The organism is Zoogloea sp. GW822-FHT05C07, from assembly GCF_058800215.1.
Genome location: NZ_CM179510.1, coordinates 4458874 through 4483262 on the forward strand (window position 1 = coordinate 4458874; position 24389 = coordinate 4483262).

General features: G+C 64.5%; 22 protein-coding genes. 18 read left to right on the forward strand and 4 right to left on the reverse strand.

Features of this window, described 5'->3' with window-relative positions; translation table 11 throughout:
• Positions 1 to 3 precede the first annotated feature (3 nt).
• Together AC3QL2_RS20560 and murJ are read right to left on the reverse strand one after the other, a co-directional pair.
• Positions 4 to 633 (reverse strand): YbhB/YbcL family Raf kinase inhibitor-like protein, encoded by a 630-nt coding sequence (locus tag AC3QL2_RS20560; protein ID WP_493232843.1) that lies wholly within the window; start codon positions 631 to 633, stop codon positions 4 to 6.
• A gap of 49 nt (positions 634 to 682) precedes the next feature.
• Positions 683 to 2221, reverse strand: a complete 1539-nt coding sequence (gene murJ / locus AC3QL2_RS20565) for a murein biosynthesis integral membrane protein MurJ (protein WP_493232841.1) — start codon at positions 2219 to 2221, stop codon at positions 683 to 685.
• 169 nt (positions 2222 to 2390) lie between these two features.
• On the opposite strand from murJ, the gene AC3QL2_RS20570 reads away from it, so the two are divergent.
• Together AC3QL2_RS20570 and tilS are read left to right on the forward strand one after the other, a co-directional pair.
• Positions 2391 to 3359: an acetyl-CoA carboxylase carboxyltransferase subunit alpha gene (locus AC3QL2_RS20570; protein ID WP_493232840.1), complete on the forward strand. Its 969-nt coding sequence runs from the start codon at positions 2391 to 2393 to the stop codon at positions 3357 to 3359.
• Between the two features lie 67 nt (positions 3360 to 3426).
• Entirely contained in the window at positions 3427 to 4680 is a 1254-nt protein-coding gene (gene tilS / locus AC3QL2_RS20575; protein WP_493236682.1) for a tRNA lysidine(34) synthetase TilS, read from the forward strand.
• Here tilS and AC3QL2_RS20580 read toward each other — a convergent pair.
• Complete coding sequence (locus tag AC3QL2_RS20580) at positions 4666 to 5298, reverse strand: response regulator transcription factor (protein ID WP_493232837.1); 633 nt, start codon at positions 5296 to 5298, stop codon at positions 4666 to 4668. The genes tilS and AC3QL2_RS20580 overlap by 15 nt on opposite strands.
• On the reverse strand, positions 5295 to 7193 hold the full coding sequence (locus tag AC3QL2_RS20585) for a PAS domain S-box protein (protein WP_493232835.1): 1899 nt from the start codon (positions 7191 to 7193) through the stop codon (positions 5295 to 5297). Before AC3QL2_RS20585 ends, AC3QL2_RS20580 begins: the two co-directional genes overlap by 4 nt.
• 255 nt (positions 7194 to 7448) lie before the next feature.
• On the opposite strand from AC3QL2_RS20585, the gene AC3QL2_RS20590 reads away from it, so the two are divergent.
• From AC3QL2_RS20590 to hflC, 16 genes are all read left to right on the forward strand, one after another.
• Positions 7449 to 8453, forward strand: coding sequence for a TRAP transporter substrate-binding protein (locus AC3QL2_RS20590; RefSeq protein WP_493232834.1), 1005 nt, complete (start codon positions 7449 to 7451; stop codon positions 8451 to 8453).
• A 139-nt stretch (positions 8454 to 8592) separates the two neighbouring features.
• Positions 8593 to 11034, forward strand: coding sequence for a heavy metal translocating P-type ATPase (locus AC3QL2_RS20595; RefSeq protein WP_493233143.1), 2442 nt, complete (start codon positions 8593 to 8595; stop codon positions 11032 to 11034).
• A 14-nt stretch (positions 11035 to 11048) separates the two neighbouring features.
• Positions 11049 to 11240: a cbb3-type cytochrome oxidase assembly protein CcoS gene (gene ccoS, locus AC3QL2_RS20600; RefSeq protein WP_493232832.1), complete on the forward strand. Its 192-nt coding sequence runs from the start codon at positions 11049 to 11051 to the stop codon at positions 11238 to 11240.
• 344 nt (positions 11241 to 11584) lie between these two features.
• On the forward strand, positions 11585 to 12010 hold the full coding sequence (gene ndk, locus AC3QL2_RS20605) for a nucleoside-diphosphate kinase (RefSeq protein ID WP_481122219.1): 426 nt from the start codon (positions 11585 to 11587) through the stop codon (positions 12008 to 12010).
• Between the two features lie 45 nt (positions 12011 to 12055).
• Entirely contained in the window at positions 12056 to 13159 is a 1104-nt protein-coding gene (gene rlmN, locus AC3QL2_RS20610) for a dual-specificity RNA methyltransferase RlmN (protein ID WP_493232830.1), read from the forward strand.
• On the forward strand, positions 13159 to 13950 hold the full coding sequence (gene pilW / locus AC3QL2_RS20615) for a type IV pilus biogenesis/stability protein PilW (RefSeq protein ID WP_493232829.1): 792 nt from the start codon (positions 13159 to 13161) through the stop codon (positions 13948 to 13950). Before rlmN ends, pilW begins: the two co-directional genes overlap by 1 nt.
• Before the next feature lie 53 nt (positions 13951 to 14003).
• A complete protein-coding gene (locus AC3QL2_RS20620) occupies positions 14004 to 14918 on the forward strand; it encodes a RodZ domain-containing protein (RefSeq protein ID WP_493232828.1) in 915 nt (304 codons plus the stop codon).
• Between the two features lie 12 nt (positions 14919 to 14930).
• The gene (gene ispG, locus AC3QL2_RS20625) at positions 14931 to 16181 is read left to right on the forward strand and encodes a flavodoxin-dependent (E)-4-hydroxy-3-methylbut-2-enyl-diphosphate synthase (RefSeq protein WP_493232827.1); all 1251 of its coding nucleotides are present in this window, start codon (positions 14931 to 14933) and stop codon (positions 16179 to 16181) included.
• Between the two features lie 30 nt (positions 16182 to 16211).
• Positions 16212 to 17507 (forward strand): histidine--tRNA ligase, encoded by a 1296-nt coding sequence (gene hisS / locus AC3QL2_RS20630; RefSeq protein ID WP_493232826.1) that lies wholly within the window; start codon positions 16212 to 16214, stop codon positions 17505 to 17507.
• A complete protein-coding gene (locus tag AC3QL2_RS20635; RefSeq protein ID WP_493232825.1) occupies positions 17494 to 18147 on the forward strand; it encodes a YfgM family protein in 654 nt (217 codons plus the stop codon). The genes hisS and AC3QL2_RS20635 overlap by 14 nt, the downstream gene beginning before the upstream one ends.
• Positions 18144 to 19283, forward strand: coding sequence for an outer membrane protein assembly factor BamB (gene bamB / locus AC3QL2_RS20640; protein ID WP_493232824.1), 1140 nt, complete (start codon positions 18144 to 18146; stop codon positions 19281 to 19283). The genes AC3QL2_RS20635 and bamB overlap by 4 nt, the downstream gene beginning before the upstream one ends.
• A gap of 15 nt (positions 19284 to 19298) precedes the next feature.
• Positions 19299 to 20627 carry a ribosome biogenesis GTPase Der gene (der, locus tag AC3QL2_RS20645; protein WP_493232823.1) on the forward strand — a complete coding sequence of 443 codons (1329 nt, stop codon included), beginning with the start codon at positions 19299 to 19301 and terminating at the stop codon, positions 20625 to 20627.
• Between the two features lie 100 nt (positions 20628 to 20727).
• Positions 20728 to 20970, forward strand: a complete 243-nt coding sequence (gene hfq, locus AC3QL2_RS20650) for an RNA chaperone Hfq (protein ID WP_079434940.1) — start codon at positions 20728 to 20730, stop codon at positions 20968 to 20970.
• A gap of 51 nt (positions 20971 to 21021) precedes the next feature.
• Positions 21022 to 22155 carry a GTPase HflX gene (gene hflX / locus AC3QL2_RS20655; protein ID WP_493232822.1) on the forward strand — a complete coding sequence of 378 codons (1134 nt, stop codon included), beginning with the start codon at positions 21022 to 21024 and terminating at the stop codon, positions 22153 to 22155.
• A gap of 57 nt (positions 22156 to 22212) precedes the next feature.
• Entirely contained in the window at positions 22213 to 23478 is a 1266-nt protein-coding gene (hflK, locus tag AC3QL2_RS20660; RefSeq protein WP_493232821.1) for an FtsH protease activity modulator HflK, read from the forward strand.
• Positions 23478 to 24389, forward strand: coding sequence for a protease modulator HflC (hflC, locus tag AC3QL2_RS20665; protein WP_493232819.1), 912 nt, complete (start codon positions 23478 to 23480; stop codon positions 24387 to 24389). Before hflK ends, hflC begins: the two co-directional genes overlap by 1 nt.

A 24389-nucleotide genomic window follows, 5' to 3' on the forward strand; every position in this document is an offset into this window, starting at 1 on the left:
GGGTCAGGCCGGGACGGCTGGGTTGAGGCTGTAGGTGCCGGTCAGGCTGGCCTGGGCGAGGATGTGCCCGGCGATGGCGTCACGCACCTGCTGGCCGCTGAAAATGCCTTCGACGGGCAGGCGTGGAATGTCCAGTGCGTACACCGTGAAGACGTAGTGGTGGCGGATGGAGTCGTTCCACGGCGGGCAGGGGCCGTCGTAGCCGAAGTAGTTGCCCTTCATCTGCTCGTCGCCGGCGAACCAGCCGGTGTAGTCGTTCACGCCGTGGCGGCTGCCGTCGGGCAGGTCCGGGCCGGGTTTGCCGTTGGGCGTGACGGCGCTGGAGTGCACTCCTTCGGCAATGTGGGTGACGGAGGCCGGCAGGTCGATGAGCGTCCAGTGGAAGAAGTCCACGCGGGGCAGGTCGGCCGGCACGGAGCGCCCTTCCTGGTTGACGTCGTCGCCGCGGCTCGGGACATCCGGGTCGTGGCAGATCAGCACGAAGGAGCGGGTACCGGCAGGCGCGTCGCTCCAGGTGAGCTGCGGATTGCGGTTGCTGCTGAGGCCCACATGTCCTTCCGCGGCAGGCACGCAGAAGGCGAACTGGCCGGGAATCACGCTGCCGTCGGCAAAGCTGTCGCTGTGCAATTTCATCTTGCTTCGTCTCCCTGGGTGGTTTGAGCAATTGTAGCCAGGATCGCCGTCAGGTCGTACCGCGCCGACGGAAGTCGGTCAGCCGGAAGCCGAGGGCGAACAGGACGGCGAAATACACGGTGATGCCGCCGCAGATCAGGGCCGACAAGCGGATCACCCGTTCCAGGCTGCTGGCGTGCAGCCACAGGCTGTCCGGGCCGGCGGTGAAATAGAGGCCGCCGGCGAGGGCCAGCAGTGCAACGGCCAGCTTGCCACCGAAGGCGCCCCAGCCCGGCTGGGGGTTGTAGACGCCGCGGGCGCGCAGGCCGCGGTACAGCAGGGTGGCGTTGAAGCAGGAGGCGAGACCGATGGACAGGGCCAGGCCGGCATGCTGGAAGGGGCCGATGAAGATCAGGTTCATCAACTGGGTGATGATCAGCGACATGATGCCGATGCGCACCGGCGTGCGGACGTCCTGACGGGAATAGAAGGCCGGGGCGAGCACCTTGACGAGGATCAGCCCGGTCAGACCGAGGCTGTAGGCGACCAGCGCGGTCCGCGTCTGCAGCACGTCGTTGGCGCTGAAGGCGCCGTGGTGGAACAGCGTGCTGATCAGCGGGATGGCCAGCAGCGCAAGGCCGACCGAGGCGGGCAGCGTCAGCAGCAGGGTCAGGCGCAAGCCCCAGTCCAGCAGCGCGGAGAACTCGGCCGGCTTTTCGTCGGCGTGCATTTTCGACAGGCTGGGCAGCAGGATGGTGCCCAGCGCCACGCCGAGCATGCCGGACGGAAATTCCATCAGGCGGTCGGCGTAGTACAGCCAGGACACGCTGCCGCTCGGCAGGAAGGAGGCGAAGACCGTGTTGATCAGCAGGGAGATCTGGCTGACCGATACGCCGAGGATGGCCGGCGCCATCAGCTTGAGGATGCGCCGCACGCCGGGGTCGGAAAAGTCCAGCGAGAAGCGCGGCAGCATGCCGATCTTGGCCAGCGGGCGCAGTTGCAGTACGACCTGGGCGAGCCCGCCGATGAAGACGGCCCAGCCGAGCACCAGGATCGGCGGGTGGAAGTAGGGCGCCGCGAACAGCGCCATGAAGATGAAGGACAGGTTCAGCAGCACCGGCGTGAAGGCCGGGATCGCGAAGCGGCTCCAGGTGTTGAGCACGCCGCCGGCTAGGGCCACCAGCGACATGAAGAAGATGTAGGGGAAGGTGATGCGGGTGAGCTGGACGGTCAGCTCGAACTTCTCCACGTTGTCGGAGAAGCCGGGGGCGGTGGCGTAGATGATGGCCGGTGAAGCCAGGGCGCCCAGGATCGAGACGATCAGCACGACGAGGCCCAGCGCGCTGGCGACGTGGTTGATCAGGCGGTGGGTTTCGTCGGGGCCGCGCTTGTTCTTGTATTCCGCCAGGATGGGCACGAAGGCCTGGGAGAAGGCGCCTTCCGCGAACATGCGGCGCAGCAGGTTGGGCAGGCGGAAGGCGACGACGAAGGCATCCATCTCGATGCCGGCGCCAAAGGCGCGGGCCTGCACGAAATCGCGCACGAAACCCAGTATCCGCGACAGCAGGGTCATTCCGCTGACCGTGGCGAGGGCGCGGAGAAGGTTCATCGAAGCCATTTGGAATGATGGGGCGAGCCAAAAAGAGGGGCGATGTTAGCGGCTTATTGCGCTGTGCAGCAATGCGATTTTTGCAGTAAAAACAGGGCTGACCAGGGTGCGACGCCCGTCGCGGGAGTCGATAGGGTAAAATGGCAAAAATTTCTATGAGTTCGACCGGATGAAAACAACGTTCCTAGATTTTGAGCAGCCTATTGCAGAGCTTGAGGCGAAGATCGAAGAACTACGCTTTGTGCAGGACGATTCGGCGGTGGACATCTCCGAGGAGATCGCCCGCCTGGAGCAGAAGAACCACGGCCTGACCAAGGATATCTACGCCAAGCTGACGCCTTGGCAGAGCGCGCTGGTGGCGCGCCATCCCCAGCGCCCGTATACGTTTGACTACGTGCAGCACATCTTCACCGATTTCGAAGAACTGCACGGCGATCGCAGCTTTGCCGACGACAAGGCGATTGTCGGCGGACTGGCCCGTTTCAACGGCCAGTCCTGCATGGTGATCGGCCATCAGAAGGGCCGCGATACCAAGGAAAAGCTGTTCCGCAACTTCGGCATGCCGCGCCCCGAGGGCTATCGCAAGGCAATGCGCCTGATGAAGCTGGCCGAGAAGTTCGGCCTGCCGGTGTTCACCTTCGTCGACACGCCGGGCGCCTATCCCGGTATCGACGCGGAAGAGCGCGGCCAGTCGGAAGCCATCGGCCACAACCTGCTGGTGATGGCGGAACTCAAGGTGCCGCTGATCTGCACGATCATTGGCGAAGGCGGTTCGGGCGGCGCGCTGGCCATCGCGGTCGGCGACCAGTTGCTGATGCTGCAGTACTCCACCTATTCGGTCATCTCGCCGGAAGGCTGCGCGTCCATTCTGTGGAAGAGCGCCGATCGTGCGCCTGACGCAGCCGAGACGATGGGCATCACCGCTTCGCGCCTCAAGTCCCTCGGGCTCGTCGACAAGGTGGTGAATGAGCCGGTGGGCGGCGCCCATCGCGACCATCGGGCGATGGCGCAGAACCTCAAGCGGGCGCTGCAGGACGCGCTGCGCCAGGTGTCCGAGCTGTCGCCGTCGGAGCTGCTCGAGCGCCGTTTCGAGCGCCTGATGAGTTACGGCAAGTTCAAGGAAATTGCCGTCGACTGAGCTTGCTCCCTGGGTTGTCGCAAGCTGGCGGCAACTCTCCTTCGCACCCGGCCCGGTCCGGGTCGGGTTGAGCGGCGGCCTCGATTCTTCCGTGCTGACGCATGTGCTTGCCGGTTTGCAGGGCGAGCTCGGGATCGAGGTGAGCGCCATGCATGTCCGCCACGGCTTGGTGGCGGGCTCCGAAGTGTGGAGCGACACCTGCGCCGAGCTGTGTGCGGTACTCGCCGTGCCGCTCGCGGTTCGTGAAGTCCAGGTGGATCGGGCGCATCCGGGCGGGCTGGAAGCGGCTGCGCGGGAAGTGCGCCGGGCCGCGCTGCTGGATGGCCTGAGCGGCGGCATGCTGGCTCTGGCCCACCACCGGGACGACCAAGCCGAGACCGTTCTCTTCCGCGCGTTGCGCGGTAGCGGCGTCAAGGGCTTGGCCGGCATGCGCGATTTCTTACATGTCGGGGCCGCGGGCCGGATCTGGCGCCCGCTGCTGGACGTTCCACGCTCCGTACTGCACGCATACGCGGTCCGGCATGGCCTGCGCTGGGTGGAAGATCCCAGCAACACCGATACGGCGTTCTCCCGCAATTTCCTACGCAAGGAAATCCTGCCGCAGCTGGATGGGCGTTTTGCCGGCGCATCGGCCAATCTTGCCCGGCTGGGGCGGCTGGCCGGCGAGGCGGAAGGGCTGCTGGAGGAACTGGCGGACGGCGACATCGAGAAGCTGAGTATTCCGGGATGCATGCAGATGCTGCGAGCCCCTGCGCTGGATTTGTCCTCGGCCCGTTTGCGCAATCTGCTGCGGCGCCTGCTGGTGCAGGTGGGGGCGGCGATGCCAGATGAGGCGCGGTTGCGGGAGGCTGAGCGGCAGTTCCGCGAGGAAGCTGCCGCGTCCGGTTCGAGGATCCTGTTGGGTGACGTCGCGCTGTGTGTCTATCGGCAGCGTTGGTGGCTGGAGGCGGCGACCGTGCCGGTCGAAGTGGCCGATTTCCGCCCGTGGCGTGGCGAAGCCGCCTTGCCGTGGGCTGGCGGCGTGCTGGATTTCTGCGCCGTGTTCGGGCAGGGGGTGGCGGCTGATCGGGTGACGGCGGCGGCGTGCCGGGTTGGGCACCGGACGGCAGGCACGCGCATGCGTCTGAATGCCGGCGGACCTTCCCGCAGTCTGAAAAACCTGTGGCAGGAGGCGGGTATTCCCCCCTGGCTGCGGGATACAGTTCCGATGCTGTGGGTGGATGAGCACCTGGCGTGGATCGCCGGGGTTGGTGTGGCGGCCGAATTCGCCTGTCCGTCGGGAGCGGCGGGCGTCCTGCCGCGCTGGTCAGTGTTCTCCTGAGCTGCTCGACCCTTTTTCACGGCTTGGTGCCAGCAGCTGGGCCAGTTCGACGGCGGAGCGGACGCCCATCTTTTCGAAGACCCGCGCCCGGTGCACCTCCACGGTGCGCATCGAGATGTTCAGCTCGTCGGCGATGACCTTGTTGAACTTGCCGGCCAGCACGAGATTCATGACTTCCTGCTCCCGCGGCGTCAGCAGGGCCAGGTGGTTGGCGACCGAGACCTGGCTGGCCTGGCTGGCCTGGCGCTTGGCATCCTTGGCCAGCGCGCGGATCACCACGTCCACCAGGGCGTTGTCTTCGAAAGGCTTCTCGAGGAAGTCGAAGGCGCCTTTCTTCAGCGCGCTGACCGCCATCGGTACGTCGCCATGGCCGGTCAGGAAGATGACCGGCAGGGTATTGCCTTGCTCCTGCAGCACGTCGAAGCATTCCAGGCCGCTCATTTCCCGCATGCGGATGTCCAGCACGATGCAGCCGCGCCACGCCGGCTGCCAGGCAGCCAGAAATTCCTCGGCGGAGCTCCATTCGGCGCTGGCCACTTCACGGGTCCGGAACAGCCAGGTGAGGGCGTCGCGGATGGCTTCGTCGTCGTCGACAATGTGGGCGAGGGGCGTGCTCATGACGGGATCGGCAGGGAGAAGTGGAAAATCGTACCACCGCCCGGGTTGTTCTCGAAGTTCAGGCGGCCCCGGTGGAGTTCGGCGATCGAGCGGCAGATATTGAGCCCGATGCCCATGCCTTCGGCCTTGGTCGTGAAGAAGGGGGCGAACAGCTTTTCGGCGACCTCGGGCGGAATGCCCGCACCGCGGTCGGCTACATCGCAGACCAGCGTGCCGTTCTGGCGCTGGGTCCGGATCATCAGGCGGCGGGTTTCGCGCGGATTGTCCGCCATCGCGTCCATGCCGTTGCGGATCAGGTTGACGGCGACCTGCTCGATCATCACCGGGTCTGCCTCGACGCAGGGCAGGTTGTCTTCCAGCTCAAGCTCGATGAGGACGCCGCGCCGGTCGGCGTCCGGCTCCACCAGCCCGACGGCTTCCCGGAGGATGGTGTTGACGTCCACCGGTTCAAACTTGGGCTCACTGCGCCGCACGAAGGTATGCACCCGCCGGATGATCTGCCCGGCCCGCTGGGCCTGTTTGCCGATCTTTTCGAGGATGGTCGTGAGTTCCTTCTTCGGCAGGTCGCCGTTGCCGAGCATGTTCAGGCAGCCGGTGTTGTAGCTGGAGATCGCCGCCAGTGGCTGGTTGAGTTCGTGGGCGAGGGTCGAGGCCATCTCGCCCATGGTGACCAGGCGGGCGGTGGCCTGCAGGCGCTCCTGCTGCTGGCGGGCGAGTTCCTGGGAGCGCTTCTGTTCGGTGACATCCACCACCGAGCCCATCCAGCCGATGTGCTTGCCGTTGGAGTCGATCAGCGGCGCTTCGATGAGCAGCGCATCGAAGCGCTCGCCGTTGCGACGCATCAGGCGGATCTCCATGCCCTGGGGCGGCGCATTGCCGCCCAGCACCAGTTCGTGCACGGCGCGGGTGCGCTCCAGCGCTTCCGGCGCCCAGTAAGGCATCGGTGGCATCAGGCCGACAAGCTCATCGGCGTTCCAGCCGACCATGCGGCAGAAGGCCGGATTCACATAGGTGATCTTGCCGCTCAGGTCGCGCGCGCGCATGCCGGTGTTGAGGGAGTCCTCCATCGCCTTGCGGAAGGCGTGTTCGGCACTGAGGGCTTGTTCGGCCTGCTGGCGGCGCTTCATGTGCCGGCGCAGCTGCCACAGGCTCCACACGATGGCAGCGCCGAGCACGCCGAGGGAGCCCATCAGCAGCAGCGGAATCCAGCGCACTTCGCTCTTGTAGGCGGTGACGTTGACCATCAGCCCGTGACCGGGCGGCTCGAAGGGGATCTCGTAGTTGAGGCTGGACAGCGGGGAGACCTTGGACTTGGCGGCGATTTCGGTGCCCAGGTTATTGCTGACGGACACCCGGTAGCGTTCGGAGAACCACCACGGAATCTGGCGGCCGAGCATGTTGTTCAGCGAATAGACGCCGACCACCGAGCCCAGGTAGCGGCCGCCGTCGAAGATCGGCACATGGACCTCGAACTGGGTCTGGTTGTCGAGGACGGCGTAGGCGTCGCTGTACACCGGCCGGCCGAGGGAGCGGGCCAGGCGATAGGCCGACGACGACGGAAAGGTGCCTGACGCTTCGCCGACCAGGTGGCTGTCGGTATAGGGCGGTTCGGAGCCTTTCACGCGCCCGTTTGGGTCGAGCCACAGTACGCGGATCAGGCCGCTTTCCGGGTCGAGGGCCTGCCTGATGCGCGCTTCGGCAGTGGAACTCAGGCGGTTGCTGGTCAGCAGGGCAGGGCCGAGTTGGGTCAGTTGCGCGTCATTGCGCTCGAACTGGAAGGACAGGTTCTGCTCCATCCACAGCACGTCGTTGATCAGCGTGGCGCGCTGCTCTTCGGCGTCCTGGCGATGGGTCAGCCACAGCAGCGTCGCCATCGTGGCGATGAACAGGGCCACGGCGGCATAGGGTAGGCTCCAGTACCAACTCGGTGGTGGAGAGGCTGAATTCGATGGGGGCAACGGGTTGAGAATCACGAATGGGAGGATTCCTGTTTATCGCCGGACTGGCATTTTTGAGCCATTCGATGTTTCCACACTGCGGATGACCACAATTGAGTCTGTTGGTGCCATCTTCCACAGTGCGGCGTTGCAGTCTGCCGGAATTGCGGCTCATGTACCATGCCGCCTCGACTGCCGATGATGGAGATTGGAATGCGTTTGCGTAGCCTGCTGTTCGGCCTGCTCTCCCTGGGGATGTGCGCGATGGCCGCCGCTCAGGCGCCCATTGTGATCAAGTTCAGCCACGTGGTGGCGGCGGACACCCCAAAGGGCAAGGCCTCCGAGTATTTCAAGAAGCGTGCGGAAGAGCTGACGCGCGGCAAGGTCAAGGTGGAGGTCTATCCGAACAGCACGCTGTACAAGGACAAGGAAGAGCTCGAAGCCCTGCAGCTGGGTGTTGTGCAGATGCTGGCGCCGTCCCTGGCCAAGTTCGGTCCGCTGGGCGTGAAGGAGTTCGAGGTCTTCGACCTGCCTTACATCTTCGACGACTACGCCGACCTGCACCGGGTGACCCAGGGGCCGGTGGGGGCGAGCATTCTGAAGAAGCTCGAATCGAAGGGTATCGTCGGTCTGGCGTACTGGGACAACGGTTTCAAGTCCTTCTCCGCGAACACGCCGATCCGTACGCCGGCCGACCTGCGCGGCAAGAAGCTGCGCATCCAGTCGTCGAAAGTGCTGGAAGAAGAGATCCGCGCCGTTGGTGGTCTGCCACAGGTGATGGCTTTCTCCGAGGTGTATCAGGGGCTGAAGACCGGCGTCGTCGACGGTACCGAGAACCCCCATTCGAACACCTATACCCAGAAGATGCACGAGGTGCAGAAGTACCTGGCGGTCACCAACCATGGTTATCTCGGCTATGCGGTCATCGCCAACAAGCGTTTCTGGGACGGCCTGCCCGCCGACGTGCGGGGCCAGCTCGAGCAGGCGATGCGGGAAGCCACGGTCTACGCCAACCGGATCGCCAAGGAAGAGAACGACAAGGCGCTAGAAGCGATCAGGAAGAGCGGCAAGGTGCAGGTGTATGTGCCCAACAAGGAAGAGCGCCTGGCCTTCAAGAAAGCCATGCTGCCGGTCCATCAGAAGATGGAGGCCCGCATTGGCAGCGACCTGATCCGCTCGATCTACCGGGAAACCGGTTTCGATCCGTCGCGGCTGTAGCCCGCCCAGTTGCCGTCCGGGGAGGGGCGGTTCGCCGCGGGGGGCTGCTTTGTGTTAAAAGGCGTGTTTTCCCGGTGGCCACCGTCCGGTCGCCGGCGAGTCCTGTGCGAGGCCTTCGTTGTCGTCCCCTTCCCCTGTTCTGCCCGAGCATGATTGCTACCACTGCGGACTCCCCATTCCCGCAGATGTAGATCTCCCCGTCGATATCGAGGGTGTTCCGCACCACATGTGCTGCACCGGCTGCCAGGCGGTGGCCGAGTCCATCGTCAGCAGCGGGCTCGTCGATTACTACAAGCGCCGCGACACAATGCCCGAGCAGGCCCGCGAGGCGATGCCCGACGAGCTGAAGGACCTCGGGCTGTTCGACCATCCGGATTTCCAGCAGGGCTTCGTCAAGCCCATCGGCGAACACGAGCGCGAGGCGGCGCTGATCCTCGAGGGCATCACCTGCGCCGCCTGCATCTGGCTGAACGAGCAGCACGTGGCCCACCAGCCTGGCGTGACGGCGGTGGACATCAACTACGCGACGCGGCGTGCGCGCGTGCGCTGGGATGAGCGGCGCATCAAGCTGTCGGACATCCTGGCGGCCATCCACGCGATCGGCTACCGCGCCTATCCCTATGATGCGGCGCGCTCCGAGCAGATTTCCCAGCGGGAGCGCCGCTCCGCCCTGTGGCGCCTGTTTGTGGCCGGCTTCGGCATGATGCAGGTCATGATGTATGCCTTCCCGGTGTACATCGCCGACCCAGGCGACATGACCGCCGACATCGAGCAGTTGATGCGCTGGGCGAGCCTGATCTTGACCACGCCCGTCGTGCTGTATTCCGCCGCGCCGTTCTTCAGTCACGCGATTCGCGACATACGCCTGCGCCGGCTGGGCATGGACGTGCCGGTTGCGCTGGGGGTGGGCGCGGCCTTCCTGGCCAGTTGCTGGGCGACGGTGGCCGGCAAGGGCGAGGTGTATTTCGACTCGGTGACAATGTTCGTTTTCTTTCTGCTGTGCGGCCGCTACGTGGAGATGCTGGCGCGCCAGAAGGCGGTGCGCGGCGTTGAGGAGATGGGCAAGGCCTTGCCGGCTTTCGCCGAGCGTCTGCCGGCCTATCCTGCTCCGGATGGGGAAAAGGTTCCGGTATCCCAGCTGCTGACGGGGGATGTGATCCGCGTCAAGCCGGGCGAGGCCGTGCCGGCGGACGGCATCGTTGTCGAGGGGCGAAGCGAAGCCAACGAGGCGCTGCTGACCGGCGAGAGCAGGCCGGTGCCCAAGGCGCCCGGCAATGAGGTGACCGGCGGCAGCATCAACGTCACCAGTCCGCTGTGCGTACGCGTAACCCGCACCGGCGAACACACCCGCCTGGCAGCGATCCGCCAGCTGATGGAGCGGGCGTCGGCCGAGAAGCCGCGGGTGGTGCAGCAGGCCGACCAGGTGGCAGCCTGGTTCATCGTCGTGCTGCTGGTTCTGGCGGCGCTCACCGCGGCCGGCTGGTGGTGGTTCGATCCGGATCGGGCACTGTGGGTCTTCGTGTCGGTGCTGGTGGTCAGCTGCCCGTGCGCGCTGTCCCTGGCTACGCCGGTGGCGCTCACCGTGGCGACCGACGCGCTGGCGCGCATGGGGGTGCTGGTGACGCGCGGCCACGCGGTCGAGGCGCTGGCCAGGGCTCAGCATTTCGTCTTCGACAAGACGGGCACGCTGACTTACGGGGCGATGCGGGTCGAGCAGGTACGTCTGCTCGGCAGCCTCTCTGAACAAGAAGCCCTGGCCGTGGCGGCGGGGCTGGAGCAGGGGTCGGAGCATGCCATCGCGACGGCCATCCGGCTGGCGGCCGCGACGGCTCCGGGCGCTGCTATCACGGCCATCAAGGCCACGACGGGGCAAGGGGTGGCTGGCGAGCTTGCCGGAGTGGTCCATCGGATCGGCCGCCCGGCCTTCGTGGCCGAACTGACGGGCACGCCGATTCCGGCGGCCTTGCTGGAGGACGAGCGTTCGGGCCGGACCGTCATCGCATTGGGTTCGTCGGCCGGCTGGATTGCGGGCTTCGCGCTCAGCGATGGGCTGAGGGAGGATTGCCCGGCAACCTTCGAGGCCTTGCGCGGCAAGGGGATCGACCTGTCGATCTTCAGCGGAGATACGCCGGCCACGGTTGTCGAGCTCGGCATGCGCCTGGGCGTTTCTCGCGCGGTGGGCGGCATGACGCCAGAGGACAAGCATGCGGAACTGACCCAGCTGCAGCACGGTGGTGCCGTGGTGGCAATGGTCGGCGACGGCGTGAACGACGCGCCGGTGCTGGCCCAGGCGCAGGTGTCGATCGCCATGGGCGGCGGCACGGACCTGGCCCGCAACCAGGCGGACATCGTATTGCTCGGTGCGCGGCTGGGCGCGCTGGCGGACGGCGTCGGGCTCTCGCGGCGGGCGCTGCGCATCATCCGGCAGAACCTGTGGTGGTCCTTCGCCTACAATTTCACTGCGGTGCCGCTGGCCATGTCCGGCCTGGTGACGCCCTGGATGGCTGGCATCGGCATGTCCGCCAGCTCCCTGTTCGTCGTCCTGAATGCCCTTCGCCTGCAACGGCGGAAGGCCAACTGAAAGCCCTTTGTGCCATGGAAAGCCTGTACCTGCTGATTCCGATGTCCGTGCTGCTCGTCTTCCTGATCGGGGTGGTCTTCTGGTGGTCCGTTCGCAGCGGGCAGTTCGACGATCTCGAGGGGCCGGGCTACCGTGTCGTCAGTGATGACGACACGCCGCAGCCGGCACCGCGCGGGCCTGCCGACAAGAACAAGGAAGGGGCATGATTTTACGGTACCAGTCACCCCTCTATATGAAGGGTTTTTGATGCAGGTCAAGACTACCTCCGCGGAGTTCTTTCATACTCTGTCCCAAGTTCAAGGCGCAAACAACAAGCAATACCGGGCGCCTCCTGGATTACGGTCCAGGCTGAAGTCTCTCTGTTGGGGTTGGGGGTGCGCGATGCGCACCCTTTTTTTTCGCCCCTCGACCTGCCCGCCGCTCCGCGCCGTCTTCGCTTTCGCTCCCGTTCTGCCCTGTGAGCCGAAAAAAGCCGAATTGACGCATCAACCTGCTAAAATTCCAAGCTTTCGGTTTTTCGACCATCCTTTGTCTCACTGGAGCTAGCAACATGGCTATTGAACGCACCCTCTCCATCATCAAGCCCGATGCCGTCGCCAAGAACGTGATTGGCCAGATCTACGCCCGTTTCGAAGCCGCCGGCCTCAAAGTCGTTGCTGCCAAGCTGGCCTACCTGTCCGAGCGTGAAGCCGGCGAGTTCTACGCTGTTCACAAAGAGCGCCCCTTCTTCAAGGATCTGGTCTCCTTCATGACTTCCGGCCCCGTGATGATCCAGGCCCTGGAAGGTGAGGACGCCATCGCCAAGAACCGTGAGCTGATGGGCGCCACCGACCCGAAGAAGGCTGCTCCCGGCACCATCCGCGCCGACTTCGCCGAGTCCATCGATGCTAACGCCGTGCATGGCTCCGACGCTCCTGAAACCGCTGCCGTGGAAGTCGCCTTCTTCTTCCCGGGCATGAACGTTTACAGCCGTTGATGATCTCTACCAGCGGGGCGGAACTCCTCCGTCCCGCTGGTCTGGATGGAAATACACGTGGTCAATCTTCTCGATTTCGATGCCGAAGCCCTCACCGAATGGTTCGTCCAGCAGGGTGAGAAGCCGTTTCGCGCCAAGCAGGTGCTCCGTTGGGTCCATCGTTTCGGCGAAACCGACTTCGAGCAGATGACCGACGTCGCCAAGTCGCTGCGGGCCAAGCTCGCAGCGACGGCCTGCGTCATGCCGCCCGTGCCGGTGCGCGACAGCGTTTCAACGGACGGCACGCGCAAGTGGCTGCTCGACGTGGGCAACAGCAACGCGGTGGAAACGGTGTTCATTCCCGAGACCAACCGCGGCACCCTGTGCATCTCGTCGCAGGCCGGCTGCGCCCTCGACTGTGCGTTCTGCTCCACCGGCAAGCAGGGCTTCAACCGCAATCTCACGGCTGCCGAGATCATCGGCCAGTTGTGGCTGGCCAATCGCATGCTGGGCGCCAACGGCGACGGCGAGCGGGTCATCAGCAACGTCGTGATGATGGGCATGGGCGAGCCCCTCGCCAATTTTGACAATGTCGTCTCGGCGCTCAAGCTGATGCTCGACGACAATGCCTACGGACTTTCCCGGCGGCGCGTCACCGTGTCCACCTCCGGCATCGTGCCGGCCATGGACCGACTGCGCGACGCCTGCCCGACCGCACTGGCGGTATCGCTGCATGCATCCAACGATGCGCTGCGCGACAGGTTGGTGCCGATCAACCAGAAGTATCCGCTGCGTGAGCTGATGGCCGCCTGCCGGCGCTATCTCGAAAAGGCGCCGCGCGACTTCATCACCTTCGAGTACGTCATGCTCGACGGTATCAATGATTCCGACGCCCATGCCCGGGAACTGATCGCGCTTACCCGTGACGTACCGTGCAAGTTCAACCTGATTCCCTTCAATCCGTTCCCGAATTCGGGCTTCGATCGCTCCCCGGCGCCGCGGATCAAGCAGTTTGCCGAGATCCTCATCGATGCCGGCATTGTGACGACCACCCGCAAGACCCGCGGCGATGACGTGGATGCGGCCTGCGGCCAGCTGGCCGGGCAGGTCAAGGACAAGACGCGCCGGACGACCACCCGGATCGTGCCGGTAGTGGAGGCACGCTCCTGATGCGTACCGCGCTGGTGCTGGCAATGCTGGCGCTCGAGCTTGGCGGATGTGTGGCGCCCATGGCGCCCGTTGAGACCGGCAAGTTCGAACGACCGATGTCCGATCTGCCGGCGGCGACCGACGCCAGGCGCAAGGCCAAGGTCCATGTGGAGTTGGGGCAGGCCTATTTTCAGGTCGGCAAGTATGGCGTCGCGCTCGACGAAGCCAGGGCGGCAAGCCAATACGATTCCGGTTATGCACCGGCTTTCCAGCTGATGGGCATGGTGCACATGTTCCTGCAGGAGAACGAGATCGCGGCGAGCCACTTCGAGAACGCGATGCGCCTCTCGCCCGGCGATCCCGAGATCATGAACAGCTATGGCTGGTTCCTGTGCTCGTCCGGCAAGGAGAATGCCGGGCTGGAGCTGCTGGGCCGGGCTGCGCGCAATCCGTACTACCAGACGCCGACCCGTGCCTACGTGAACGCCGGGCTGTGCCAGCTTCGCCTGAAGAATGATGCCGCTGCCGAGCTCCAGTTCCAGAAGGCGCTGGAGGCGGATGGCGGTAACCTCAGGGCCTTGTTCCACCTGGCCGACATCTCTTACCGGCGCGGCGTCTACGAGGCTACGAGGCGTTACCTCGCCGCGCTGCATCAGGGGGGAGAGCCGACCGCTGAGAGCCTGTGGCTGGCGATCCGCGTCGAACGCCGCCTGGGCAACAGGACTGCGGAGACTGGCTACGTCCAGCAACTGAGGCGCCGTTTCCCGGAGTCACCGGAGTATCAGGCTTTCTTGCAAGGGCAGTATCAGTGACAGATCCTCAAGCACTTCCGTCTTCTGCTGCACCGGTCGAGACTGACGTCTCCGTGGGGGAGACCCTGCGCCGGGCCCGCGAAGCACAAGGCTTAAGCCTTGCCGAAGTGGCAAATGCGCTAAAACTCAACGTGCGGCAGGTCGAGGCCCTCGAAGGTGGGCGTTTCGATGAACTGCCGGGCCTGGCTTTCACGCGTGGTTTCCTGCGTAACTACGCACGCCTGCTGCGGCTGGATGTGGCGCCGCTGCTGGCCAATCTGGATCGGCCGGGCGATGTGGAGTCCGTGGAGCTGATGCCGGCGTCGAACGCCCAGGGTGCCATTCCTCAGGTTGGGCGTGGTCGCTTCCGCAAATCGATCCTGCCCGGTGTGCTGGCGGCAGCGGGGCTACTCGGCGTGGTGGTGGCAGGCTGGTATTTTGACACCCAGAAGAAGGTGGCCGAGAACGTGACGGTACAGGCGCCGCCGGTTGCCGTGGAGGGCGCGCGCGTGGAGCCGGCTCCCCAGGCATTGGAGGCTGCGCCTGCTACGGCAGTGCCTGCGGTCCCGGTGATGCCGGCTCCTGCACCCGAACCCGCAGCCCCCCAGGCTGCCGTTCCTGCACCTGCCGATTCGCGCGAGGCCGTTGCTCCCTCCGCCACGGTGGTGCCGAGTCCGGTGCCGGCGATTGCCGCGCCGGCGGCCGCGAAGGTCGCCGAGACGACTCCGGCCAAGCCTGCTGCCGAGAGCGGCGCCGAGCAGCTGGTCTTCGATTTTTCCCAGGATGCGTGGGTCGAGGTGAAGGATCGGAATGGCAAGATCCTGTTGTCCCAGTTGGGCAAGGCCGGCGTACGTCGTGAAGTGAGCGGCAATGCCCCATTCTCCCTGGTGGTGGGCAATGCCCGTTATGTCAAGTTGCAGCGCAATGGCGCGCCCGTGGAACTGACTCACGACACCAAGGTGACGGTGGTTCGTCTCAAGCTCGAATAATCAGGCGCATTTATGGATCTACTACTTTCAGGGCGCGCTGGCGCCCGTCGTCAGACCCGTCAGGTTCGCGTCGGCCATGTGCTGATCGGCTCCGGCGCACCCGTCGTTGTGCAGTCGATGACCAATACGGATACCGCCGACGATTTCGCGACAACGATGCAGGTGGCCCAGCTGGCGCGTGCCGGCTCCGAGCTTGTCCGGATCACCGTCAATAACGACGAAGCGGCCAAGGCCGTGCCGAAGATCCGCGAGAAGCTGCTGGCGATGAACCTCGACGTTCCGCTGGTCGGCGATTTCCACTACAACGGCCACAAGCTGCTCGCCGACAATCCGGCTTGCGCAGAGGCGCTGGACAAACTGCGCATCAATCCGGGCAACGTGGGGCAGGGCGCCAAGCGCGATACCCAGTTTGCGTCCATCGTCGAAATGGCCTGCAAGTACGATAAGCCGGTGCGAATCGGCGTCAACTGGGGCAGCCTCGACCAGTCGGTGCTGGCGCGCATCATGGACGAGAACGCCAGGCGGGCCGTGCCGCGCGACGCCGGCGCGGTGATGCGCGAGGCGCTGGTCACGTCGGCGCTGGAGTCCGCGGCGAAGGCCGAGGAGTACGGCCTGGCTGGCAACAAGATCATCCTGTCCGCCAAGGTCAGCAGTGTGCAGGACCTGATCGCCGTTTACCGCGACATGGCGGCCAAGTGCGATTACCCGCTGCATCTGGGCTTGACCGAAGCCGGCATGGGCTCGAAGGGCATCGTGGCGTCGACGGCGGCCTTGGCCGTGCTGCTGCAGGAAGGCATCGGCGACACGATCCGCGTGTCGCTCACGCCGGAGCCCAATGGCAGCCGGACCCAGGAAGTCATCGTCGCGCAGGAGATCCTGCAGACGATGGGCCTGCGCGCCTTCACCCCGATGGTCACCGCCTGCCCGGGTTGTGGCCGCACCACCAGCACGCTGTTCCAGGAGCTGGCGTCCGACGTGCAGTCCTTTGTGCGCGACAATATGCCGATCTGGCGCGATCAGTACGATGGCGTCGAGAACATGAGCCTGGCGGTGATGGGCTGCATCGTGAATGGCCCGGGCGAAAGCAAGCATGCGAACATCGGCATTTCCCTGCCGGGAACCGGCGAGTCGCCGGCGGCGCCGGTGTTCGAGGACGGGGTGAAGACCCTGACCCTCCGGGGCGACAACATCGCCAATGAATTCAAGGCCATCATCGAGAACTATGTGGTCCGCACCTATCCCCGCAAGGGCGCCGCGGCCTGATCCGCGCGTTACAGAAAAACAAAAGGAATCATGAGCAAGACCCTCCAGGCCGTGCGCGGGATGAACGATATCCTGCCCGACGAAGCAGAAATCTGGGAACAATTCGAAGAGATCGTCCGCAACTGGCTGCATAGCTACGGCTATCGCCCGATCCGCATGCCGCTGGTCGAGCCGACCCCGCTGTTCAAGCGGGCCATCGGTGAGGTCACGGACATCGTCGAGAAGGAAATGTATTCCTTCGAAGATGCCCTCAATGGCGAGCACCTCACCTTGCGGCCGGAAGGCACCGCGTCCTGCGTGCGAGCGGCGATCCAGCACAACCTGCTGTTCAGTCAGCCGCGCCGGCTGTATTACCACGGCCCGATGTTCCGCCACGAGCGTCCCCAGAAGGGGCGTTACCGCCAGTTCCACCAGGTCGGCGTCGAGGCACTGGGCTTCGAAGGGCCGGATATCGACGCAGAGCACATCCTAATGTGTGCGCGCCTGTGGGACGACCTCGGCCTCGACGATGTCAAGCTGGAGATCAACTCGCTCGGTAGCAGCGAGGAGCGGGCGGCCCACCGGGCAGCCCTGATCGCCTACCTGGAGCAACACCAGGCCCGCTTGGACGAGGACGGCAAGCGTCGTCTTTACACCAATCCGCTGCGCATCCTCGACACCAAGAATCCGGATCTGCAGGACATCGTGGAGGCCGCGCCGAAGCTGGCCGATTTCCTCGGTGAGGAGTCGATCAAGCACTTCGAGGGTGTTCAGGCCGTACTGAAGGATGCCGGCCTGCCTTATCGCATCAACCATCGGTTGGTGCGTGGGTTGGACTACTACAACCGCACCGTTTTCGAGTGGGTGACCACGCGGCTCGGCGCCCAGGGCACCATCTGCGCGGGTGGCCGTTACGATGGTCTCATCGCCCAGCTAGGCGGCAAGCCGGCGCCGGCGGCGGGCTTTGCGATGGGGGTCGAGCGCCTGCTCGCCCTGTGGCAGGAGAGTGGCGGCCAGGCCGAGCGCGTCGTGCCCGACGTCTATCTCGTCCACGCCGGCGAGGCAGCCCAGCGCGCAGCCTTCCGGGTTTCCGAGATGCTGCGCGGCACTGGTTTTTCGGTGATCCAGCATTGCGGTGGCGGCAGCTTCAAGTCTCAGATGAAGCGGGCCGACGCATCCGGTGCGCCGTTCGCGGTGGTGATCGGCGATGACGAGGCCGCGGTTGGTGAAGTCAGTCTCAAGCCCTTGCGCGACGGTGGCGAACAGCTTCGTGTTCCCATGGAAGTGCTCCCCGAAACCCTGGCGGATCGCCTAATCGAATCGGAAGAAGACGATGGCAGCATTTGACCTCGAAGAACAAGAACAGCTTTCCCAGATCAAGGGCTGGTGGGAACAGTACGGCAAGCTGGTGACGGCGCTGGCGATCGTCGCCGCGCTGGCGTCGGTGGCCTGGCAGGGCTGGAACTGGTACGTGGGCAAGCAGAGTGGGGAAGCTTCCGCGCTCTACGACGCGGTCCAACAGGCGGCGGCCGAGCATAACGCGCAGAAGGCCCGTGAAGTTGCCGGCACCCTGATCGAGAAGTACAGCGGTACGGCCTATGCCGATCTCGCGGCGTTGCTGTCCGCCAAGGTCCAGGTCGAGGCGGGCGATCTGAAGAATGCACGCGTGCCGCTGTCCTGGGCGGCCGAAAAGGCCAATGATCCGGCGCTGCGCAGCCTGGCAAGGCTGCGCCTGGCTGCCGTCCTGCTGGACGACAAGGCATATGACGAGGCGCTGGCCCAGTTGCAGGCTGCCCCGGACGAGAGCCTGGCGGCGCGCTTTGCCGATCTCAAGGGTGACATCCTCGTTGCCCAGGGCAAGCCGGCCGAGGCGCGCGTCGCCTACAAGGCTGCGGTGGACGCACTCGAAGCCGCTTCCAAGGTCGAGGCGGCGACCCTGCGTGAGATTGCCCAGGCCAAGCTGGATGCGCTCGGGGGTGCCCAATGATGAAGCTTCGTCCGGGCGTTGCTGCCGTTCTCGCCTCTCTGAGCCTGGCTGCCTGCTCTACCTGGAATCCCTTTGCGTCGGGTGACGGCAAGCTGCCGCCGCTCAAACCGCTGAGCAACCCGATCCGCACCACCGAAGTCTGGCGTGCCAGTGTCGGTGATGCCGGGCCCTTCGTCCTGCAGCCGGCACTGTCCGGCGACGCGGTGTTCGCGGCCGGGCGCGATGGCAAGGTCGTGAAGCTGCAGGGCGGCAAGACGGTCTGGAAGACCGACGTCGGCGTTACGGTGTCGGGCGGGGTCGGTAGCGACGGTCAGCTCGTGCTCGTCGCGTCGCCGAAGGGCGACGTGGTCGCGCTGGACGGCGCCAACGGCCAGGTCCGCTGGAAGGCCAAGGTCAATGCCGAAGTGCTCGCGGCTCCGGCCGTTTCGGATGGCATCGTCGTCGTGCGTAGTGCCGACAGCCGCCTGTTCGGCCTCGAGCCGGCGAGCGGCAAGCAGCGCTGGGTCTACCAGCGTGCAACGCCGCCGCTGGCTCTGCGCAGCGCGGCCGGCGTGGTGCTGGACGACAAGCTGATCCTGGCGGGCTTCCCGGGCGGCAAACTAGCCGCAGTCAATCCGGCCAACGGTTCGCTGATGTGGGAAGGCACCGTCGCCATTCCGCGCGGGGCCACCGAGCTCGAGCGCGTTGCGGACATTACCAGCCTGCCTGTGATGAATGCCCGCGCGACCTGCGCCGTGGCTTACCAGGGCCGGGTCGCCTGCTTCGACATGTCCAACGGCTCCACGCTGTGGACGCGCGACCTGTCCAGTTCCCGCGGTCTCGACCTGGACGAGCGTCATGTCTATGTAACCGACGAAAAGGGGGCGGTGCACGCCCTCGACATCGCCAATGGCGCGAGCGCCTGGAAGCAGGACCAACTCGCCGGCCGTTCGCCCGGTCGTCCCCGCGTCATTGGTGATCATGTGATCATCGGTGATGGTCTGGGCGACATCCACGTGCTGCGTCGTGATGACGGCACGCTGGTCGGTCGTACCCGGGTCGTGTCCAGCGCCGTTGTGGCCGATCCGCAGCGTGCGGGCAGCGACATCGTGGTGCAGACCCAGAACGGCACAATTTACGCCCTCGGCGTGCAATAACGGAGTCGCTGAAGCGTGAAACCCACTCTTGTCCTGGTCGGACGCCCCAATGTGGGTAAGTCGACCTTGTTCAACCGTCTGACCAAGACCCGCGATGCGCTGGTGGCGGACTTCCCGGGCCTGACCCGCGACCGCCGCTACGGCCTCGGGCGAGCCGCCGAGCGCGAGTTCCTCGTTGTGGATACCGCCGGCTTCGACCCGGTGGCGAAGGAAGGCATCGTCCATGAAATGGCCAAGCAGGCCGAGCAAGCCATCGCCGAAGCCGATGCGCTGCTGTTCATGGTGGATGCCCGTGCCGGCCTGACGCCCCACGACGAACAGATCGCTACCCGGCTGCGCCGGGCTGGCCGCCCGACCTTCCTCGTCGTCAACAAGGCGGAGGGCATGAACCGCTCGATGGTCTCGGCCGAATTCCATGCGCTGGGCCTCGGTGATCCCCTGTGTATTTCCTCGGCCCATGGCGACAACGTCAATGCGCTGATGGAGTTGATCCTCGAGAACTTCCCCCTGGATCCGGAAGATGACGAGGGCGCCAGCAAGGGGCCGCGCGTGGCCATCGTCGGTCGTCCCAATGTGGGCAAATCCACGCTGGTCAATACCTTGATCGGTGAGGAGCGCGTCATCGCCTTCGACATGCCCGGCACCACGCGGGATGCGATCGAGGTACCGTTCGAGCGCAACGGCCGGAATTACACCCTCATCGACACGGCTGGTCTGCGCAAGCGCGGCAAGGTCTTCGAGGCGGTCGAGAAGTTCTCGGTCATCAAGACCCTGCAGGCGGTCGAGCAGTCCAATGTGGTGGTGCTGGTGCTCGATGCCAGTCAGGAGATTTCCGAGCAGGACGCCCATATTGGCGGTTTCGTCGTCGAAACCGGCCGGGCGCTGGTGGTTGCCGTCAACAAGTGGGATGCCATCGACGACTACCGCCGCCAGCGGGTCAAGGAGGACATCGCCCGCAAGCTGCCGTTCCTGGCGTTCGCCCGGTTCCTGTATGTCTCGGCCTTGAAGGGGCAGGGCATCGTGCCGATGCTCAAGTGCGTCGATGGCGCCTACGAGGCGGCGATGACCAAACTGTCCACGCCCAAGCTGACGCGTCTGCTGCTCGACGCCGTGCTGCGTCAGCAGCCGCCGCGACACGGCGGGTTCCGTCCGAAGATGCGTTATGCACACCAGGGCGGCATGAATCCCCCGGTGATCGTCATCCACGGCAGCGCCCTGGATGACGTGTCGGCGTCCTATGTGCGCTACCTCGAGCGGACTTTCCAGGAAGCGTTCAAATTGCAGGGGACGCCATTGCGGATACAATTCAAATCGTCGCACAACCCCTACGCGAACAAAGACTAAGTAACCTGTTATCCACACCTGCGAGCCGATGCCTGCCTGATGTGGCGGTGCAGCAAAAGGCTCTATAATTATTCCAAACTAAAACCATAGAGGTTATGACATGAGCAATAAGGGGCAACTCCTGCAAGATCCATTTCTCAACGCCCTGCGTCGTGAACACGTCCCCGTTTCGATCTATCTCGTGAACGGCATCAAGCTGCAGGGGCAGGTCGAGTCTTTCGATCAGTACGTCGTTCTCCTGAAGAACACGGTGACCCAGATGGTCTACAAGCACGCCATTTCCACCGTCGTGCCGGCCCGTCCCGTCAATATCCAGCAGGAACAAAACGAGGCTGCGAGCTGAGTTCCGTGACCTTCCGGCCGCAGTGCGGCCTATTCCGATCCGGGTTCGCGTGTGTTTGACCGGCCTTCCACGGGAACCCGCGCGCTCCTGATCCAGGTCGATTTTGGTCAGGGCAGCATTGAAGAGCGCTTGTCCGAAATCGGCCTGCTGGCCAGCAGTGCTGGTGCCAGCGTTGTCGGTGTCGTCCAGTGCCGCAGGCAGGCGCCCGATCCGGCTCTCTACATCGGCAAGGGCAAGGCCGAAGAGATCCGGATGGCCGCGCAGCTCAACGAGGCCGATATTGTCATCTTCAATCATGACATTTCGGCGGCACAGCAGCGCAATCTCGAGCGCGTGCTGGAGCGCCGCGTCATCGATCGTTCCGCGCTGATCCTCGACATCTTCGCGCTGCGTGCCAAGAGCCACGAGGGCAAGCTGCAGGTCGAACTGGCCCAGTTGCAGCACCTTTCCACGCGCCTTGTCAGGGGCTGGACTCACCTGGAGCGCCAGAAGGGCGGTATCGGCCTGCGCGGCCCCGGCGAGAAGCAGCTTGAAACCGACCGCCGCCTGCTCGGTGAGCGCGTCAAGCTGCTGAAGTCCCGTCTGACCCAGCTCGAACGCCAGCGCGGCGTGCGTCGCCGCGCCCGGGAGCGCCGCGACGTGCTCACCGTGTCTCTGGTGGGCTATACCAACGCGGGCAAATCCACACTGTTCAATGCGCTGACCAAGGCCGGCGCTTACGCGGCCGATCAGTTGTTCGCCACGCTGGATACCACGTCACGACGACTTTTTCTGGGGGATGCCGGGAACATAGTGCTCTCGGATACGGTCGGATTCATTCGTGATCTTCCTCATTCCCTCGTCGCGGCTTTCCACGCCACGCTCGAAGAGACAGTGGCAGCGGACGTGCTGCTGCATGTCGTCGATTCATCGAGTGAGGACAGGGAAGGGCAGATTGCGGCGGTCAATGCGGTGCTCGAGGAAATCGGTGCCGGCAGCCTCCCCCAGATCCAGATCTGGAACAAGATCGACGCGACTCTGGCCAGTCCGGAGGTCCAGCGGGATGCATGTGGTAATATCTCGCGCGTTTTGCTTAGCGCCAGGACGGGTGAGGGGCTCGGTTTGCTGCGGCAAGTGCTGTCCGATATCGCACTTGCTCACAAGGCGCCATTGGCCGCCACGTCGGAAACTCAGGATTCAGTCTGACGAATCCTTCCCATCACCTTCCCGGAGCGGATTTTTACTGTGATCACAGGCATTCTCATGTCTCTCAACGATCCCAAATGGGGTAACCGCGGCGGTGACAACCGCGGCGGCGGCGATGGAAATCAGGGACCTCCCGATCTGGAGGAACTCTGGCGTGACTTCAACCGGCGCCTGTCCGGCATGTTCGGGCGTGACTCCGGCCGTGGCAATGGATCGGGCGGAGACGGTGGCAATCGCAGTCCCGATTTCAACATGCGCCAGTTTGGTGGCGGCATCGGCCTGATCGCCGCTTTCGCTGTGGTCGTGTGGCTGGCCAGCGGCTTCTACATCGTCGATGCGAGCCAGCGCGGCATCGTGCTGCAGTTCGGCCGTTTCCAGGAAGCCACGGAGCCCGGCCTGCGCTGGCGCCTGCCTTATCCGATCCAGAGCCACGAACTGGTCAACCTGACTGGCGTGCGTACGGTCGAGATCGGTTATCGCGGTTCGGAACGCAACAAGGTGCTCAAGGAAGCCCTGATGCTGACGGACGACGAAAACATTGTGAACATCCAGTTCGCGGTGCAGTACATCCTGAAGGATCCGCAGCAGTACCTGTTCAACAACCGCAACTCCGATGATTCGGTGATCCAGGCCGCGGAAACAGCGGTGCGCGAGATCGTTGGCAAGAGCAAGATGGACTTCGTGCTCTACGAAGGTCGCGAACAGGTCGCCGCCAACGCCCAGAAGCTGACCCAGGACATCCTCGATCGCTATTCGACCGGTATCCAGGTCAGCAAGGTGACGATGCAGAATGCGCAGCCGCCGGAACAGGTCCAGGCTGCCTTCGACGATGCGGTGAAGGCCGGCCAGGATCGTGAGCGCCAGAAGAACGAAGGTCAGGCTTATGCCAACGACGTCATTCCGCGTGCCCGTGGTACGGCTTCCCGTCTCATCGAGGAGGCGGACGCCTACAAGGGGCGGGTTGTTGCCCAGGCCGAGGGTGATGCGTCGCGCTTCAAGCAGGTCTACACCGAATATGCCAAGGCGCCAGAAGTCACGCGTCAGCGCATGTACATCGATACCATGCAGCAGATCTTCTCCAACTCCTCCAAAGTCATGGTGGACTCCCGCGGCAGTGGGAATCTGCTTTACCTGCCGCTCGACAAGCTGATCCAGCAGACGGCAGTACCGGCCGCAGCGCCGGCTGCGGAGCCGGTGCAGACCAGCCGTCCGACATCCTCGTCGCCGACCGAGAGCAATATCGCTCCGCCGCGCGCCGACGCCCTGCTGGGAGAGTCCCGTACCCGCGAGGCCGCTCGCAACCGTGAGCGGGGAGAGCGCTGATGCGTGAACGACTGCCATTGATTTTTGGTGCCGGCCTGTTTGGCGTGGCCGTGCTGTCCATGTCCCTATTCACGGTCGATCAGCGCCAGCATGCGCTGGTCTTCCAGCTGGGTGAAGTGAAGGGGCAGATCAGCGAGCCGGGCCTGCATTTCAAGATCCCGCTGATCCAGAACGTCCGCTATTTCGACAAGCGCATCCTGACGATGGATACCTCCGAGCCGGAGCGTTTCATCACGTCGGAGAAGAAGAACGTCCTGGTGGACCTCTTCGTGAAGTGGCGCATCGTCGACCCTAAGCTCTACTATGTTTCTGTAGGGGGCGACGAAACGCGAGCCCGCACGCGCCTCGAACAGACGGTCAATGCCGGTCTGCGCGAGGAGTTCGGCAAGCGTACGGTGCATGAGGTCGTCTCCGGTGAGCGGGAGAAGATCATGGACGAGATGCGCGTCAAGGCAGACCTTGATGCCCGCAAGATCGGCGTGCAGATCGTCGATGTCCGCCTCAAGCGCGTAGACTTGCCGGCCGAGGTTTCCGAGTCCGTCTATCGCCGCATGGAGGCGGAGCGGAAGCGGGTGGCCAATGAATTGCGTTCCCAGGGCGGTGCCGAGGCGGAAAAGATCAAGGCCGATGCGGACAAGCAACGGGAAGTGATCGTCGCCGAAGCCTATCGTGATGCGCAGAAGGTCAAGGGTGAAGGTGATGCCAAGGCTTCCGCGATCTATGCGCAGGCTTTTGGCCAGAACCCCGAGTTCTTTGCCTTCTACCGCAGCCTCGAGGCTTACCGGAACAGCTTCAAGAGCAAGTCGGACGTGATGGTCGTCGAACCGAACTCCGAGTTCTTCAAGTATCTCAAGAGTCCAGGTGGGCGGGCCGCTGCGGCCAGCAGCGAGTCCGGGAAGAGCAAGAAGTAA

What these genes read in the sequence shown, in the direction of transcription:
- hisS (WP_493232826.1), top strand. Translation starts at nt 16,212, where the DNA reads ATGAGCAAGACCCTCCAGGCCGTGCGCGGGATGAACGATATCCTGCCC.
- ispG (WP_493232827.1), top strand. Translation starts at nt 14,931, where the DNA reads ATGGATCTACTACTTTCAGGGCGCGCTGGCGCCCGTCGTCAGACCCGT.
- AC3QL2_RS20590 (WP_493232834.1), top strand. Translation starts at nt 7,449, where the DNA reads ATGCGTTTGCGTAGCCTGCTGTTCGGCCTGCTCTCCCTGGGGATGTGC.
- AC3QL2_RS20560 (WP_493232843.1), bottom strand. Translation starts at nt 633, where the DNA reads ATGAAATTGCACAGCGACAGCTTTGCCGACGGCAGCGTGATTCCCGGC.
- AC3QL2_RS20580 (WP_493232837.1), bottom strand. Translation starts at nt 5,298, where the DNA reads ATGAGCACGCCCCTCGCCCACATTGTCGACGACGACGAAGCCATCCGC.
- ccoS (WP_493232832.1), top strand. Translation starts at nt 11,049, where the DNA reads ATGGAAAGCCTGTACCTGCTGATTCCGATGTCCGTGCTGCTCGTCTTC.
- AC3QL2_RS20635 (WP_493232825.1), top strand. Translation starts at nt 17,494, where the DNA reads ATGGCAGCATTTGACCTCGAAGAACAAGAACAGCTTTCCCAGATCAAG.
- bamB (WP_493232824.1), top strand. Translation starts at nt 18,144, where the DNA reads ATGATGAAGCTTCGTCCGGGCGTTGCTGCCGTTCTCGCCTCTCTGAGC.
- murJ (WP_493232841.1), bottom strand. Translation starts at nt 2,221, where the DNA reads ATGAACCTTCTCCGCGCCCTCGCCACGGTCAGCGGAATGACCCTGCTG.
- AC3QL2_RS20570 (WP_493232840.1), top strand. Translation starts at nt 2,391, where the DNA reads ATGAAAACAACGTTCCTAGATTTTGAGCAGCCTATTGCAGAGCTTGAG.
- rlmN (WP_493232830.1), top strand. Translation starts at nt 12,056, where the DNA reads ATGGAAATACACGTGGTCAATCTTCTCGATTTCGATGCCGAAGCCCTC.
- hfq (WP_079434940.1), top strand. Translation starts at nt 20,728, where the DNA reads ATGAGCAATAAGGGGCAACTCCTGCAAGATCCATTTCTCAACGCCCTG.
- hflC (WP_493232819.1), top strand. Translation starts at nt 23,478, where the DNA reads ATGCGTGAACGACTGCCATTGATTTTTGGTGCCGGCCTGTTTGGCGTG.
- ndk (WP_481122219.1), top strand. Translation starts at nt 11,585, where the DNA reads ATGGCTATTGAACGCACCCTCTCCATCATCAAGCCCGATGCCGTCGCC.
- hflK (WP_493232821.1), top strand. Translation starts at nt 22,213, where the DNA reads ATGTCTCTCAACGATCCCAAATGGGGTAACCGCGGCGGTGACAACCGC.
- pilW (WP_493232829.1), top strand. Translation starts at nt 13,159, where the DNA reads ATGCGTACCGCGCTGGTGCTGGCAATGCTGGCGCTCGAGCTTGGCGGA.